The sequence below is a fragment of the Gottfriedia acidiceleris genome, from assembly GCF_004138285.1.
Lineage (GTDB): Bacteria > Bacillota > Bacilli > Bacillales > Bacillaceae_G > Gottfriedia > Gottfriedia acidiceleris_A.
The window spans coordinates 19,888-33,934 of the sequence record NZ_SCFN01000003.1; the positions used below are offsets into that span (position 1 = coordinate 19,888).

General features: G+C 30.7%; 14 protein-coding genes, 1 pseudogene and 1 other annotated feature. Of the genes and pseudogenes, 3 read left to right on the forward strand and 12 right to left on the reverse strand.

Translation table 11 applies throughout. The features are described from left to right. Nucleotides 1-18: 18 nt before the first annotated feature. From tkt to EP747_RS05345, 3 genes are all read right to left on the reverse strand, one after another. Entirely contained in the window at nt 19-2,022 is a 2,004-nt protein-coding gene (gene tkt / locus EP747_RS05335) for a transketolase (protein WP_129688868.1), read from the reverse strand. A gap of 187 nt (nt 2,023-2,209) precedes the next feature. Further along, nucleotides 2,210-2,449 carry a DUF896 domain-containing protein gene (locus tag EP747_RS05340; protein WP_088011517.1) on the reverse strand — a complete coding sequence of 80 codons (240 nt, stop codon included), beginning with the start codon at nt 2,447-2,449 and terminating at the stop codon, nt 2,210-2,212. Between the two features lie 225 nt (nt 2,450-2,674). After that, a complete protein-coding gene (locus EP747_RS05345; protein WP_129688869.1) occupies nt 2,675-3,331 on the reverse strand; it encodes a YneB family resolvase-like protein in 657 nt (218 codons plus the stop codon). A gap of 140 nt (nt 3,332-3,471) precedes the next feature. Between EP747_RS05345 and lexA the strand changes: the two genes are divergently transcribed. Both lexA and EP747_RS05355 read left to right on the forward strand, forming a co-directional pair. Further along, nucleotides 3,472-4,119 carry a transcriptional repressor LexA gene (gene lexA / locus EP747_RS05350; protein WP_129688870.1) on the forward strand — a complete coding sequence of 216 codons (648 nt, stop codon included), beginning with the start codon at nt 3,472-3,474 and terminating at the stop codon, nt 4,117-4,119. Between the two features lie 105 nt (nt 4,120-4,224). Further along, on the forward strand, nt 4,225-4,851 hold the full coding sequence (locus tag EP747_RS05355) for a GyrI-like domain-containing protein (RefSeq protein WP_129688871.1): 627 nt from the start codon (nt 4,225-4,227) through the stop codon (nt 4,849-4,851). 87 nt (nt 4,852-4,938) lie between these two features. Here EP747_RS05355 and EP747_RS05360 read toward each other — a convergent pair whose 3' ends face one another. From EP747_RS05360 to EP747_RS05385, 6 genes are all read right to left on the reverse strand, one after another. Beyond that, nucleotides 4,939-5,379, reverse strand: coding sequence for a hypothetical protein (locus tag EP747_RS05360; protein ID WP_129688872.1), 441 nt, complete (start codon nt 5,377-5,379; stop codon nt 4,939-4,941). Nucleotides 5,380-5,769: 390 nt separating this feature from the next. Continuing rightward, a complete protein-coding gene (locus tag EP747_RS05365) occupies nt 5,770-6,186 on the reverse strand; it encodes a GNAT family N-acetyltransferase (RefSeq protein ID WP_235832766.1) in 417 nt (138 codons plus the stop codon). Between the two features lie 230 nt (nt 6,187-6,416). Beyond that, nucleotides 6,417-7,520 carry a GerAB/ArcD/ProY family transporter gene (locus EP747_RS05370; protein ID WP_129688873.1) on the reverse strand — a complete coding sequence of 368 codons (1,104 nt, stop codon included), beginning with the start codon at nt 7,518-7,520 and terminating at the stop codon, nt 6,417-6,419. A 198-nt stretch (nt 7,521-7,718) separates the two neighbouring features. Continuing rightward, a complete protein-coding gene (locus EP747_RS05375; RefSeq protein ID WP_129688874.1) occupies nt 7,719-8,159 on the reverse strand; it encodes a hypothetical protein in 441 nt (146 codons plus the stop codon). 261 nt (nt 8,160-8,420) lie between these two features. Beyond that, entirely contained in the window at nt 8,421-8,909 is a 489-nt protein-coding gene (locus tag EP747_RS05380) for an MFS transporter (RefSeq protein ID WP_328590705.1), read from the reverse strand. Between the two features lie 291 nt (nt 8,910-9,200). Further along, nucleotides 9,201-9,447: a binding site (T-box leader), on the reverse strand. Between the two features lie 222 nt (nt 9,448-9,669). Then, nucleotides 9,670-10,803: a Ger(x)C family spore germination C-terminal domain-containing protein gene (locus EP747_RS05385; RefSeq protein ID WP_129688876.1), complete on the reverse strand. Its 1,134-nt coding sequence runs from the start codon at nt 10,801-10,803 to the stop codon at nt 9,670-9,672. Nucleotides 10,804-11,122: 319 nt separating this feature from the next. Here EP747_RS05385 and EP747_RS05390 point away from each other — a divergent pair, with 319 nt between their 5' ends. Beyond that, nucleotides 11,123-11,458: a L,D-transpeptidase gene (locus EP747_RS05390; protein ID WP_129688877.1), complete on the forward strand. Its 336-nt coding sequence runs from the start codon at nt 11,123-11,125 to the stop codon at nt 11,456-11,458. Nucleotides 11,459-11,589: 131 nt separating this feature from the next. Here the strand turns inward: EP747_RS05390 and EP747_RS05395 are convergent. From EP747_RS05395 to EP747_RS05405, 3 genes and pseudogenes are all read right to left on the reverse strand, one after another. Next, nucleotides 11,590-11,820 (reverse strand): annotated as a pseudogene (locus EP747_RS05395) (hypothetical protein); the annotation flags it as partial. Nucleotides 11,821-11,895: 75 nt separating this feature from the next. Next, the gene (locus EP747_RS05400) at nt 11,896-13,287 is read right to left on the reverse strand and encodes a sensor histidine kinase (protein ID WP_129688879.1); all 1,392 of its coding nucleotides are present in this window, start codon (nt 13,285-13,287) and stop codon (nt 11,896-11,898) included. Then, complete coding sequence (locus EP747_RS05405) at nt 13,284-13,928, reverse strand: response regulator transcription factor (protein ID WP_129688880.1); 645 nt, start codon at nt 13,926-13,928, stop codon at nt 13,284-13,286. Before EP747_RS05405 ends, EP747_RS05400 begins: the two co-directional genes overlap by 4 nt. Between the last annotated feature and the right edge of the window lie 119 nt (nt 13,929-14,047).

Sequence of the window (14,047 nt, forward strand, 5' to 3'; positions counted from 1 at the left end):
TTTTCCCATCTTTACCTTTTATTGTAATACTTTTTTTGCTGCTGAAACGACATGATCAACAGTAAATCCGAATTTCTCCATTAATAAGTTACCTGGAGCAGATGCGCCAAATGTATCGATTGAAATTACTTCTCCATCGAATCCTACATATTTATGCCAGCCGAATGAAGAACCCATTTCTACTGCTACACGTTTTGTAACTTCTTTTGGTAATACTGATTGTTTATATTCATCAGATTGTTTTTCAAATAAGTCCATTGAAGGCATCGAAACAACCGATGCAGAAATTCCTTCTGCCGCTAATTTTTCTTGTGCTCCAACTGCTAATTGTACTTCACTACCTGCAGCAATTAATACGACATCGATTTTATCTTGTTTCGCAGGAGATATAACGTATGCACCTTTAGAAACTTTATTATAAATATCAGTAGTAGTCCCCTCTAATGTTGGTAAATCTTGACGAGACAATACTAACATTGTAGGTGCATCTTTAGCTTCTACTGCCACTTTCCATGCTGCTGAGCTTTCATTTCCGTCTGCTGGACGAATTACATTAAGATTAGGCATTGATCTGAATGCTGCTAGTTGCTCAACTGGTTCATGAGTAGGTCCGTCTTCACCAACTGCGATACTATCATGTGTAAATACATAAGTAACTGGTAAATTCATTAAAGCAGCTAAGCGAATTGCTGGTTTTAAGTAATCAGAGAAAACAAAGAATGTCGCGCCAAACGCATGCACTCCACCATGTAGAGCCATACCATTTAAGGCTGCACCCATTGCAAATTCACGAACACCGAACCAAATATTACGTCCATCGTAACTTTCTCTCGTAAAGTCACCTTTATCATTCATATACGTTTTATTAGATCCAGCTAAGTCAGCAGATCCACCAAAGAAACTAGGTAATACGTTTGCAATAGCGTTGATTGCTTCACCCGAAGATGAACGCGTCGCAATTTTTTTACCTACTTCATATTTAGGTAATGCTGTTTCTAAATCTACAGAAATATTACCTTCAATCGCATTCTTTAATTGAGCTGCTAATTCAGGATATTTTTCTTCGTATTTTGCAAATGTAGCATGCCACTCTGCTTCTTTCTTTGCACCAGCTTCAACAATTACTTTATTAAAATGTGCATACACTTCTTCTGGAACGTGGAATGCATTTTCATAACCCCATGCATATGCTTGTTTCGTTAAAATCGTTTCTTCTTTTCCTAATGGCTCACCGTGAGATTTAGATTTACCAGATTTATTCGGAGAACCGTAACCGATTGTTGTTTTCACTTCGATTAAAGTTGGTTTTGATAATTCTTCTTGAGCTTTTTGGATCGCTGCAGTAATTTCATCTAAGTTATTACCATCTTCTACTCGAATAACTTGCCAACCATAAGCTTTAAAGCGGTCTTCTACGCTTTCAGAGAATGAACGATTTAGTTCTCCGTCTAGTGAAATATCATTTGAATCATAAAGAACTACTAAGCGCCCTAATTGTAAATGTCCAGCTAATGAAGCTGCCTCTGCTGAAACACCTTCCATTAAATCTCCATCACCACAAATTGAGTATGTAAAGTGGTCAACTACATTTAAATCTTCTTTATTATATGTACCTGCTAAATGACGCTCTGCTAAAGCCATCCCAACAGCCATCGCAATACCTTGTCCTAATGGACCTGTTGTAGCTTCAACTCCGTGTGTATGTCCAAATTCAGGATGTCCTGGAGTGTTACTTCCCCATTGACGGAAGTTTTTAATATCTTCAATCGAAACTTCGTAGCCTGATAAATGTAACATGCTATATAGTAACATTGAACCATGGCCTGCTGATAATACAAATCGGTCTCTGTTAAACCATTTTGAATTTTTTGGGTTATGATTCATAAATTTTGCAAACAATGCATATGCCATCGGTGCAGCACCCATTGGCATTCCTGGGTGACCAGAATTTGATTTCTCGATTGCATCAATTGATAATGTACGAATCGTATTAATTGCTAATTGTTCAATATTATTAGACATAAATTTCGCTCCTTTAGCTTATTCACAAATATTATCATATAATTTACCATGATTTATTACAATAACTAACACTTAGTTTTGACATTTTTAACAAATTCTTTCCAAGAAATAGAAAAAAGCAGAATTTACTTCTGCTTTTATTTGTTATTATTTACAAAATATGAAATTTTATATAGTCAAAACTTTTTTAATGTAAGTTTCTTTTACGCATTGCTTTTTCATATTTTAATTTTGCAGGTGTAATATCATTCCCTTTTTCATCAACAATTTTAAGAGAAGTTAATTCATCCATCATACGTGAACGGAAATCTGCTAAATATTCTTTTCTTAATTGATCTTGTTCAATTTTCTCTTCAGGACTTAACCCTACTTCTTTTGATTTTTTTGATAATTCATTTATTCTATCTAAAGTTTTTTTAGTAACCATTAGTAACCTCTCCTTTTTTTGAATCTTATCTATTCATTGTTAGTTCCATCACTTTGATAATCAGACGATTAAATGTATGTCTTTCTTGGCGAGAATGTCTGACGAACAGCGGAGTTACTTTAGATGGTAACGAGCACCGCGCAGGCAGGCTATGCAACGAAGAAAGCGATCGTTAGTACGCGTCTGATATTCTATTCAATGTATCTCATCTTACAATAAATTGCATTAGCTTTCAATATTGGAGATTTCTTTCATATATTCATTATACCTTCTATTGACAGTTGCCTTTGAAACGTTATACCCAAATCCTTTTAAGGTAGCTGCAATTTCTTCAAATGTTAGCTCGTTTTGTCGTAATCTTACAATTTCAGAAATCGGTAATTCCAACTTTTCTCTACCACCTGCGTTTATACTACCTTCTAAGTTTTTTTGGGGCTTATACCCGTTTTCAACCGCCTTTTTCATTCCTCTTTTTATTTTCATATTATGAATTTTCCGCTGATATTCCTCTACAATACTTAAAATTTCTAAAACCATTTCATCACTTTCACTTAATTGAAATTGTCCATTTTGAGACGATGTAAATAATTTTATACCTTCCCTTTTTAAAAAATGTAATAAAGCAATTCTTGCATGACCTCTTCCTAATCTTGTTTCATCTTGTATTAACAAAGCATCGACTTGATGTTCTTTTATAATTTGGAATAGCTGGAATAGCCCTTCTCTTTCTACTTCATAACCACTGGCCTGTTCGCCTATTGTTTCTAGAATACACATTCCCATCCGCTCACCTAATTCGGTTAGTTCACTCATTTGTCTATGTAATGATGTTTCTTGCGAATCCTTTTCTGTACTTACTCTCGCGTAAATTATTGCATTCATTAACTGTTCCCTCCATACGAACATGAAAACTACTTTAATAAAAAATAGAACTAACGTTTGTATATCATATCCTATCATGATATAATGAAAAAAATAAAGAGGAACGTATTATCTACTTTATAGGCAAGGGGGAAATTAGAATGAACAAACTATCGAAAAGGCAAGCAGAAATTTTAGCTTATATTAAAGACGAAGTAAAAATTAAAGGTTATCCACCTTCAGTTCGAGAGATTGCTGAGGCTGTTGGTTTAGCTTCTAGCTCTACAGTACATGGTCATTTAGAGAGACTAGAACAAAAAGGCTATATTCGAAGAGACCCTACGAAACCGCGTGCAATCGAGATTCTTGGCGATACAACTACGGTTGTGAATGAAGTACAAGCATCATACAGTGAAATCTATAACGATATTATTAACATTCCCGTAATCGGTAAAGTAACTGCAGGGATTCCAATTACTGCAGTCGAAAACGTAGAAGAATATTTCCCTTTACCGACATCTGTCGCACCATCTAACGAACAAGTTTTTATGCTACGAGTAGAAGGAGATAGTATGATCAACGCCGGTATTTTGAATGGCGATCTTGTAATCGTTAAAAAACAATTCACTGCTGAAAATGGAGAAATTGTTGTTGCCATGACTGAAGATAGTGAAGCTACTGTTAAGCGCTTTTATAAAGAAAGCGACCATTTTAGACTTCAGCCTGAAAATGATGCCCTGTTTCCAATTTTATTAAAACAAGTATCTATTTTAGGAAAAGTAATAGGAGTTTATCGTACATATCATTAAACTATTAAAGAGCAATGACATATTTATGTGATTGCTTTTTGTTTTTAACAAGCATAGTTAATACAAAATAAACTACACTGACTTATAATTAAGGGAGTTTTTATAGTGAGTAAATTCGAGTGGAGAAAAAGTTTAAAGGAAATTTATTTACCAAAAAATAAACCTATTAAAATTAAAATACCAACCTTTAAATATATAACGATTGAAGGCAAAGGCAATCCCAATAATGAATTATTTAAAGAAAATGTCGAAGCACTATACTCTTTAGCATATGCCATTAAAATGTTGCCCAAAAAAGGCATTGTTCCAGAAGGATACTTTGATTACACAGTCTTCCCTCTTGAAGGAGTTTGGGATTTAGATGAAGAAGGTCGAAAACTAGACTATTTAAATAAAGAACATCTTTTATATAAATTAATGATTAGACAACCAGAGTTTGTTACAGAAGATTTAGCTTACATCACTTTAGAACAACTTAAACAAAAAAAGAAAAATCCATTGTTAGCAAACGTAAAACTCGAATCGATTACTGAAGGTTTATGTGTTCAAACCATGCATATCGGAAGTTATGATGACGAGCCACGAACTTTTAAATTAATGGAAGAGTTCTGCATAGAGAATAATCTACAAAGAGTTCAAAAAACACATAAAGAAATCTATATTTCTGATGCAAGAAAAACTCAACCCGAAAAATTGAAAACTGTTTTAAGGTTTCAAGTCGAAGAACTTTAGACCAAAAAATAAAAGAGCTTGGTTAGTCCAAGCTCTAGACATACTACTAATTACGAATAACAAACCACATTTTAATTTATCACTTTATTATTCACTATAACTTTCAAAATTTTTTTCTAAGTCATCTCTAAACGCAATTGCTAAATAATTATCGATTATATTTCTAGTAATAGGTGATTGAAATACTTGACTCTTATATGCTCCACCATCATATTCAATTATATCAATCTTATTTTCAACCTGTTCATTTTGTACTTCATCAAAATATTTAATACTTACTACTACCCCGGAGTCATCAATCGTAATTAATAACTCTCTTTGATTTAATAACACTTCAATAACACTATCTTTATCAATCATAATATCAAACTCACCATTCGAAACTTCGATTTCCTTTTTTAAAGACTCCTTTAAATCAACAAAATATGATTCGAATTTTTCACACATCTTACTGTAAGCCATATTTTCTGTGACAGTTTCTTTATATATTGCTTTTGTTTTTAAGATGAATTCCCTTTTAAAATCCATATTTCCACTCCTTGTAATGATATAATTGGAGCATTTATATATTATTACTATTCATCATGCATTGAAAAATAGAATAACAGGAAGAATGTATTTAAAATTTTTTTATACAGATTAGCCTAAAGTAACAAACGGATCATTCCATCAGGACTTTTTACACGCTTTTTCGTAATTATTTTTAATAAAATTACACTTTTTCAATTATCCTATGAAAAAGTAAACTATTTTATTTAACTACTATCAAAAATTCGGATTATTTCGAACTAAGTTTGAGAAACGGTTGAGATTAAATTTTATGGTATTGAAGAATGGCATTTGGAAGTGGCTAATGACATATGGGGTAATAAATTTATTTTTATTCTTCTTCAAAAAATTAAATACCGAAATTATCTTTTAATCTATTAATTTAACAAAAATAATTTCAGGGTCTCCTTCATCCAAATGATCAATCAATCCACTTTCAATATATCCTAGAGATTGAAATACTTTTTGCATTTGGATATTTGACTTGTTAGTAGATGAAAATAATTTCTTTTCTGAAAAAATTTCAACATATTTCATGAGATTTTTTGCTATACCAAGCCTCCTCGTTTCTGGTGAAACAATTATTAAATCAATAAATAAATGGCCAAAGAAAAATTTATGATAAATCATAAAACCTACTATACTTTTATTCATTTCACATACAATACATCGATTTTCTTCAATTGATAGTTTAATTTGATTTTCTCTAATTCGACTTTCAATAATTTGTGAATCCAGAATTACGATCGATTCACAATCATTCATATCCGCATTTCTAATTACCACTATCGTTCTCCTTTTCTTAATTGGTTATAGGTAACTTTTCTATAAAATACTTTCAAACCCTTTTATGCATTAGGTTTAATATTAATAAACCTGCGCTTTAAATCATACAGGTTCACTTTATAAACGATTGATTTATAGATTAGATGGTTGCATTATTAACCGAGATAAGCACATCTGCACTAGTTTTATGAAGAAAATCCCTGTACCTAATGAACGATCCAGGGATTTTCTTATATAGCTGTTTTTTTTAGTTTTCTTTTTATTAACATAATTAGTAATAAATAAATCGGAATAATAATTTGAAGAGGAATGTGTAATAAATAAGGAACTTTTTCAATAAACTCATTATGTTGTTCAAAATAACTTGATGCTAACCATAATGAACAAACTAACATGATAATTGCAATAGGATAGACTAATTGTTCACTTTTATATACACCAAATAAATCTGCTGCTCCAGATACCGCACAATAGAAATAGACAGCAAGTTTCACGAAGTAATTGCATACCATAATCACCACAATAAAAGTATCTAACCTTTGAACAAAATCAGCAATATTAATATAACCAACAGCTGTTAAGAGTGGAAATATAGTTCTTTCTAGTTCAGAAACTCCCAATATTGCAGTGTTTAATATTGAAAATAAAGTCATAACAAGTCCTGAAATTAGTAGTGAGGTTATTCCTATCTTTGTTGCTTTCTTCTGATTATTTAAATATGGCAAGATCATAGTAAATGTAAGAATCTCACCAAAAGGATTTGTAACTAATATTGGAACCGCTTTTAAAACTGGTTTCCAGCCATTTTCTAAAACGGGTTTTAGATTATTGATAATAATTAAGTTAGAAATGATTTCAAATCCAATAAATAGAAAAGTAAGGAACATAATAAATAGAAAAATAACTTCATTTGCTCGTGCGAATGTTTCAAATCCTTTATAAGTTGCATACATAATTAAGATCATCATTAGTATTCCAATTGAAATTTTCGATGAAGCATTATATAGAGTTATCGTCATTAAATCTTCAAAATTCCGTAAAACTCGGGCACCAATATAAATAAAATATAGGATATAAATTAGTGCTATTAATTTTCCCATATACTTACCTAAAATATTTTGAATATATTTTGTAAATGGTATATCAGGAAAAATTGAATATAACATAATATACACATAAAATAGTAGACAGCTTAAAGCAAGTCCTATTAATAAACTCATCCAAGAATCTTGCTTAGCTATACCATATATTTCAATTGGTGGTGAAGAACCAAGAATAAACATAAAAATCATGCTAAAGAATTGAAAACCACTTACTTTTAATTTACGGTTCATTTTTATTTCCTTCTTATATGACTTCTATTTACTATTTTTTACTATTTCCTAATTTTCACCATTTAATTTCTTATTTATGAATTCATGTATCATTTGATTTTAACTAACATAGAAGCAATTTAGTAACAATAAAAAAATAGACTACCATAGTAGCCTATCTTTGTTAATTAACTTACTACGTTCGTTCTATAAACTTAATTACACATTCATTTGAACATCTGGCTGATCTTTATATTTCTTTTCTAGACCAGTTATGAGTATGTATCCAAAAATTAGGGCAGTAATGAGATATATTTCACTAGACAAAAGCACAGTGCTCATATAGTTTGGTAACATCAGGATACGTACTTTGGCATAAATCAATGGATATAATGCAATATATAGTGATGGCACACCCACAAAAACCATTTTTTCTAATTTGAAAGTCCATCTACCACTTTTACTGTTTTCTTTAAGTAAAGTTGGTAATCCGAGTAGTATCCCAATAATGATGTATAACAAAGGAGCATAAATTATATATGGGATGAAATTATAAGTTTCAGCTGTATGTTCTTTCAATAATCGTTGCACATGTAAGACAATGAAAATAGTAATAAAGAAACCAACAGAATATAAGAAGTATCGGATTGCTACCTTCAACGAAATAAAAATCCCTCCTTTTCTAGGTTTACCTTTATATATTCCTCAGATTACAGATTATACCTTTTTGCTTAGGAATACAGTAATTGTACTCCTGCTCGTAAATTCAATAAGGCAGTGTTCAATACTAAATTGACTACATTCGTTATAAAGGATCAAAAAAGTCGACTTCCGCATTCGGAAATCGACTTTTAATATGCTGTTATTCAATTAATGCATGCCATAGTCGCATAAGAACACAAAGTATTTTTTATTATATTATTAAAAGTTTTCTTTATATCCAATGTTGCTGAAATAGCTTTCCTTTGAAGGGCGAAGAATAAATACACCTAATATTAGTGCTAAAAATAGCATCATAAAACTACCAGCAATTACAGACATTTTAACTGATATATAATAAGTAGAAAATCCGATTAGTATAGTTGAAACTATGACTAATATTGCCTCAATGAAACCATAGATACTTCCGACTCTTCCCATTATTTTAACATTTACGTTAGATTGGTAAAATGTATCAAAGCCTGTATTTGCAAAAGACAACACAAAGGATAATAAGAAAAATCCAAACGCACCCATCGAAAAAGTATTAGAAAATGAATATACGATATATCCTATTGATACAAAAGTTGATCCAATCCCTATTAGCAAGGAGGGGTATAGTCTCTTTGCAAAAATTGAATTAATAATTGCACCAATCCCAATCCCTGCGCCTGCAATACTTACAAGAATACCATATTCTGTATTAGTCAAATGAAGAACTCTTTTTGAAAACACTGCTTCTAACGAATCAACAGCAGCCGTTAAAACTAATACACCCTTAAACAAAAAGTAAATAGTCATTACATAGATTGATTTACGACTGAATTTTAAAACCTCAGTAAAATCTTCTTAACTAATTCGAGGGAGATCTTCTCATTTTTTACATTTATAGCAAAGGATTTTTCCAAGAAATAAGAAGCTTAATTTTTTCCATCTTAACACCCCTAAATTAAATATTTTTCAATTTGTACAAATAAAAAACTCGCCCTCCAAGACCGTAGTCTTGGGGACGAGTTTACTTTATCGTGGTGCCACCCCAGTTTGTTAATATGTCATCACATTAACCTCATTAAGTACATTTTAAATATACCCATACTCTATAACAGGAGCGCCTGTCATACCATCTCCATCATTGGTTCCGAAATGAAACTCAGAGTCTTGTTTCAATAAATCATTCATACTCCTTTTCAGCAACTGGAGCTCTCTGGAATGAATGAATTCTATTTACTCTTCTCTTCGAAGTTTTTTTCATTTATTTTTTATTATTAAAACTTTTCTGTCTAATTTGTCTACTGTTTTTATTAGTCCTTATGCAACTAAACTGCCATTTACTTCTTTAAAAAAAGCTGCACCTAAGCAGATTTAAGATTATTGAACTAATGCACTGTGAGTTGTATAAGAACTTTACTTGATACTTTATGTCTTACTAATCTTTCATTGTCCTTCGAAAAATCCACTGAAATCTTTACTACTATTTATCATTAAGGATTTGTACTTCGTATTTCGGCTGAATAGATACTTGTGGATAATCTTTACGCCAATTCAATAACTTCCATTTATTTGGGTGATATGCCTTTATTTCTTTTCCAATTCCAATCACATCGCAATTCGCTTTTTGCATCGAATCAATAGTGGATTTACTCATCCTCTCAAAATGCTTGCTTAGAGCTTTTTCCATCTGATTAATATACTTAACTTTAACCTTTGAGAATTGATTCAACTTCCCAATTTCATATGCATTGATTTTCAAACGAACTTTGATGGTTGCTTTAGGTAAGCCTTTTGAATCTGTCGAAATAATGAATTTTGAATCTATTTCTTTTACGGAAAACCCATATTCACTTTTATTCTCTATATTATCTGATGGTTTCTCTTTATTATTTTCGAGTAAATCCCCTGTAAGATTTAACCTAACAAAGCGCTTACCTAATAACAACATCATCATTGTGAGTTGGTCTTTTGAAAGTTTAACTCCGGAGTTTACACCTTGTTTGTATAGAAAAGCCCCACTTATTTCAATAGCGTTATCTGACTTTTTAATGATAGGTATTGCAAGATATTCTAACATATCTCCTTGTGCTAATATTAAATTCATTATAGAAACATTTGGAATTATTCTTCTTTTTTCTGAGGTAAAAATATAATCACTTAACTCTTTCGTAAAATTATCATTATTAGATTCATCTTTAAAAAATTTAGCCAAATTTCCTTCGAATATTATAACAGGGGTGTTTATTGACGCATAGGGTGCATTCAACATAAAAGACAGTTCTGAAATAGGATACTTTAAAGCGAAATTTTCACTTAGTAGATATACTCTTATACTAGGCCCATAAAAAACACGATTTGAATAACTACCATTTCCGGTAGCTTTTAATAAACTTGGACCATTAAGTACCGTAACTTCTGACTTACTTACTCCATTACCTTGCCCTACACTTTTTAATTTTGTCTCAATTAAATGTATATCAATCTCATCCTTTTGATTTAAATCAAAACCTACAACATCCATTAATTTAAGATTTTTTAATGGTAAACGATCCCAACACCCAGTCAATAGTGGAATTAATAATATAATTAATAAAACAATATTAATTTTTTTCAATTTCTTTTCACCACATTATATATAAAGGTAATTTTTCCCTATTTTTACCCTTAAACTTTTTCCTATTCATTTTAAAAGTTATTTTAAGACGATGTCGTTAAAATTAATTTGATTAAACATAAAAAAAAGAGAAATAGTAAAATGTTCTGGCTTTTTACCACTTCTCTAATTCCACTATACTGCCCATTAGTTGAACAACAAAATTAAAACGATTCTTTATCAGAGCTTACTATTTAACCATACTTATTCTATGTAACCTCTTGTATTTAACAACTATTAAAGTTTCTTCATACTATAGTTAAAAACTGGAGCTGATAAAATGACTAATTGGATCTACATTTCTACATCAAACCGCCAGCTGAAACTTTTCGACGGCAACAATCTGCTTAAAACTTACCCAATCGGTGTAGGAAAGATGCTTACTCCTACTCCTACAGGAACTTATACAATTATTAATAAAGATCCAAATCCTGGTGGACCTTTTGGGGTACTATGGATGGGACTATCCGCTCCACATTACGGAATTCACGGAACTGATAACCCTGCAACAATTGGTCACTTTGTTTCACATGGTTGTATACGAATGTACAATAAGGATGTTCTTGAGTTATCTTCAATGGTTCCAATTGGTACAGGTGTCGTAATTCATCAATAAACAAAAGATGATTTTCTAACATTCTTGTTAAAAAAAAACACCTAAAACCACAAGAACTGTAAACCTTGTAGATTTTAGGTGTTTAATAGATTGGTTTATAAAATCTGCAGTCTCGAGAACTGCCTTATTCTTTAATTGTTTGGATTAAATACAATCTTTTGATTCCCTTCATAAATAACAGCTGTTTTTGTTGGAATCGTCTCATTTCGGTAATTGAAATTTTTATCTGAAAAGTTAACAATAACTTTGAGATTTTTACCGAATTCGGTAGATTGAACAGTCCGATCTTTTGTAAGGATTTTATAATTTGTCATTTCTTTTTGTACTGCTTTTTCATGAAATGGTGACCATATTTTTAAATTCCTCCATAGTTGTAAGCATAATGCTGCTTTGTGACATGAATGTTACAACTAGGAAGAATGTTAAAAACCCTTACTCTACTGTAAGGGTTTGGGTTTTGGAAAATGAATTGAAAATTGAATGTTTCCATCTATTAATTTCACATCATGTTTTAACTGATGACGATTTAAAATCGATTTTACAATCGCTAGACCTAAGCCTGTTCCTGTTAAATGTTTATTTCGGGATTCCTCCATAACATAAAAAGGTTCCCAGATTTGCTTAATTTGGGTGGCATTTTTAAGATTTGTTTCATTTTTAATGATGAATACAATTTCCTCATTTTCCTCATAAATCTTAATGTTAATTTCCGGATTTTTTGTATATTTAATTGCATTACTAATTAAATTATTAAATACTTTCTCGATTTGGTCACGATCTACTTCAATATTTAGTTGATTCGTTTTAATATATTCTTTTTTTATAACGAAATTATTTTGATTCAATTCGATTTCAAAGTTTTCCAAACTAGAATCAAAAAGCTTGATTAAGTCAAATTGTTCAATATGTAATATTTCACGTTCAATTCTTGATAACTCTAATAATTTATCGATTAAACGGTTTATTTGATCTGTTTGTTTAATGATTGTTTCAACATAGGTTCCATCATCTATTCCGTCTTTAATGCCTGCCGAATAAGCTTTGATTAAAGCCAGTGGTGTTTTAAGTTCATGAGAAATATCTGATATGAACGTTTTTAAATTTGCATTCCGTTGATTTAAATCATCATGGGCAATCCTCAATTTGTCACTCATTTCGTTAATACTTTTAGCAAGTTCTTCGATTTCATCATTTGTTGAAATTTTTGCCTTTTTAAATTCTAATTGAGCGATTTCTTTAGAAATATCTTTTAACTCTTTTAATGGATCTGTTATTTTTTTTGACCAAATCCAAACCATTAAAATCAACATTAAAATCAAGAAAATCATAATATAAATAGTAAACTTATTTACGATTTGAACAGCATCACTTAAATAAACAATAGAGACACCAACTACAATAAATACATTATCCTTTTGAATAAAATCGACTAAAAAACTCGATTTCAACTTACCTTGATCGTATATTTTACTTATTCTTTTACCACTTTTAACTTGTTTTAATGTTTCTTCTGTAACCCAAAATTTATTTAATGTTACTCTTTTTTGATATAAATTATCTCTTAATAATCCATTAAACTGGTCTAAATTAGTTTGAATTGGTTCATAAACGATTGTTATATTATTTTTTTGCTCCAAATGATTAATTGATTGTTTAAACTCCGCCATCGGCATCTTGTTTATCGCAGTTGAAAGTTCATGTACTCTATTTTTCATCTGAAATAAGTAATATTTAGGTAATAAATACGAATTGATAATTAGATAGAAAATAAAAACAAAAAGAATACATGCTGTAATTGTTATCGATATTTTTCTTCCTAATCGATTCATTTTTCTTTTATAAGACTGTATCCTAAACCTCGATGTGTTTGAATAAGATCTTCTCCTATTTTTTCTCTTAATCTCCTTATATGGGTATCCACTGTTCGATCATCTCCATCATAATCAATACCCCATACATTAACTAACAAATCCTCACGTGACAAGATGTTTCCGCGATTACGAACAAAACAGCTTAATAAATCAATTTCCTTTTTCGTTAAATTTAAATTTCCGTCGTTTCTAAATGCTATTTTACCTTTAAAATCTACTTTTATATTACCAATTACTATAAGATGCTCCTCTTTTAGTAATTTTTTAGCTCTAGTAATCAAGACACCCGGATGGAACGGCTTTCGTACATAATCGTCAGCTCCTAGTTTAAGAGCTTGTAATTCGTCCTCATCATAACTTTTAGCTGTAAGCATTAATACTTTTGTTTCACCATTTTTCTTTATTTCTTTACACACATTAATCCCACTATTATAAGGCATCATCCAATCTAAAATAGCTAAATCAATTTTATGACTATAAAAGATTTCGATAGCTCGTTCTCCGTCTTCTGCTAAGAAAACGTTATATCCTTCCTTTTTGAAATATGCCTGTAAGATCTTTAGCATATCTTTTTCATCATCAGCGATTAGAATATTGATTTTTAATTCCTCCGTTCAATTATGTTATTTTGTCACTTTCATGTAACAAAAGGAGCTTAAACTGTTCTCGAGGAGTGAAAACATGAGGATAATTGAAATTTTAGTCAGTGCTCTATTTA

Excerpts from the sequence above, each read along its gene's own strand:
- EP747_RS05360 (WP_129688872.1), bottom strand. The coding sequence starts at position 5,379 with ATGGATTTTAAAAGGGAATTCATCTTAAAAACAAAAGCAATATATAAA.
- EP747_RS05345 (WP_129688869.1), bottom strand. The coding sequence starts at position 3,331 with ATGAATGCAATAATTTACGCGAGAGTAAGTACAGAAAAGGATTCGCAA.
- EP747_RS05370 (WP_129688873.1), bottom strand. The coding sequence starts at position 7,520 with ATGAACCGTAAATTAAAAGTAAGTGGTTTTCAATTCTTTAGCATGATT.
- EP747_RS05390 (WP_129688877.1), top strand. The coding sequence starts at position 11,123 with ATGACTAATTGGATCTACATTTCTACATCAAACCGCCAGCTGAAACTT.
- tkt (WP_129688868.1), bottom strand. The coding sequence starts at position 2,022 with ATGTCTAATAATATTGAACAATTAGCAATTAATACGATTCGTACATTA.
- EP747_RS05400 (WP_129688879.1), bottom strand. The coding sequence starts at position 13,287 with ATGAATCGATTAGGAAGAAAAATATCGATAACAATTACAGCATGTATT.
- lexA (WP_129688870.1), top strand. The coding sequence starts at position 3,472 with ATGAACAAACTATCGAAAAGGCAAGCAGAAATTTTAGCTTATATTAAA.
- EP747_RS05340 (WP_088011517.1), bottom strand. The coding sequence starts at position 2,449 with ATGGTTACTAAAAAAACTTTAGATAGAATAAATGAATTATCAAAAAAA.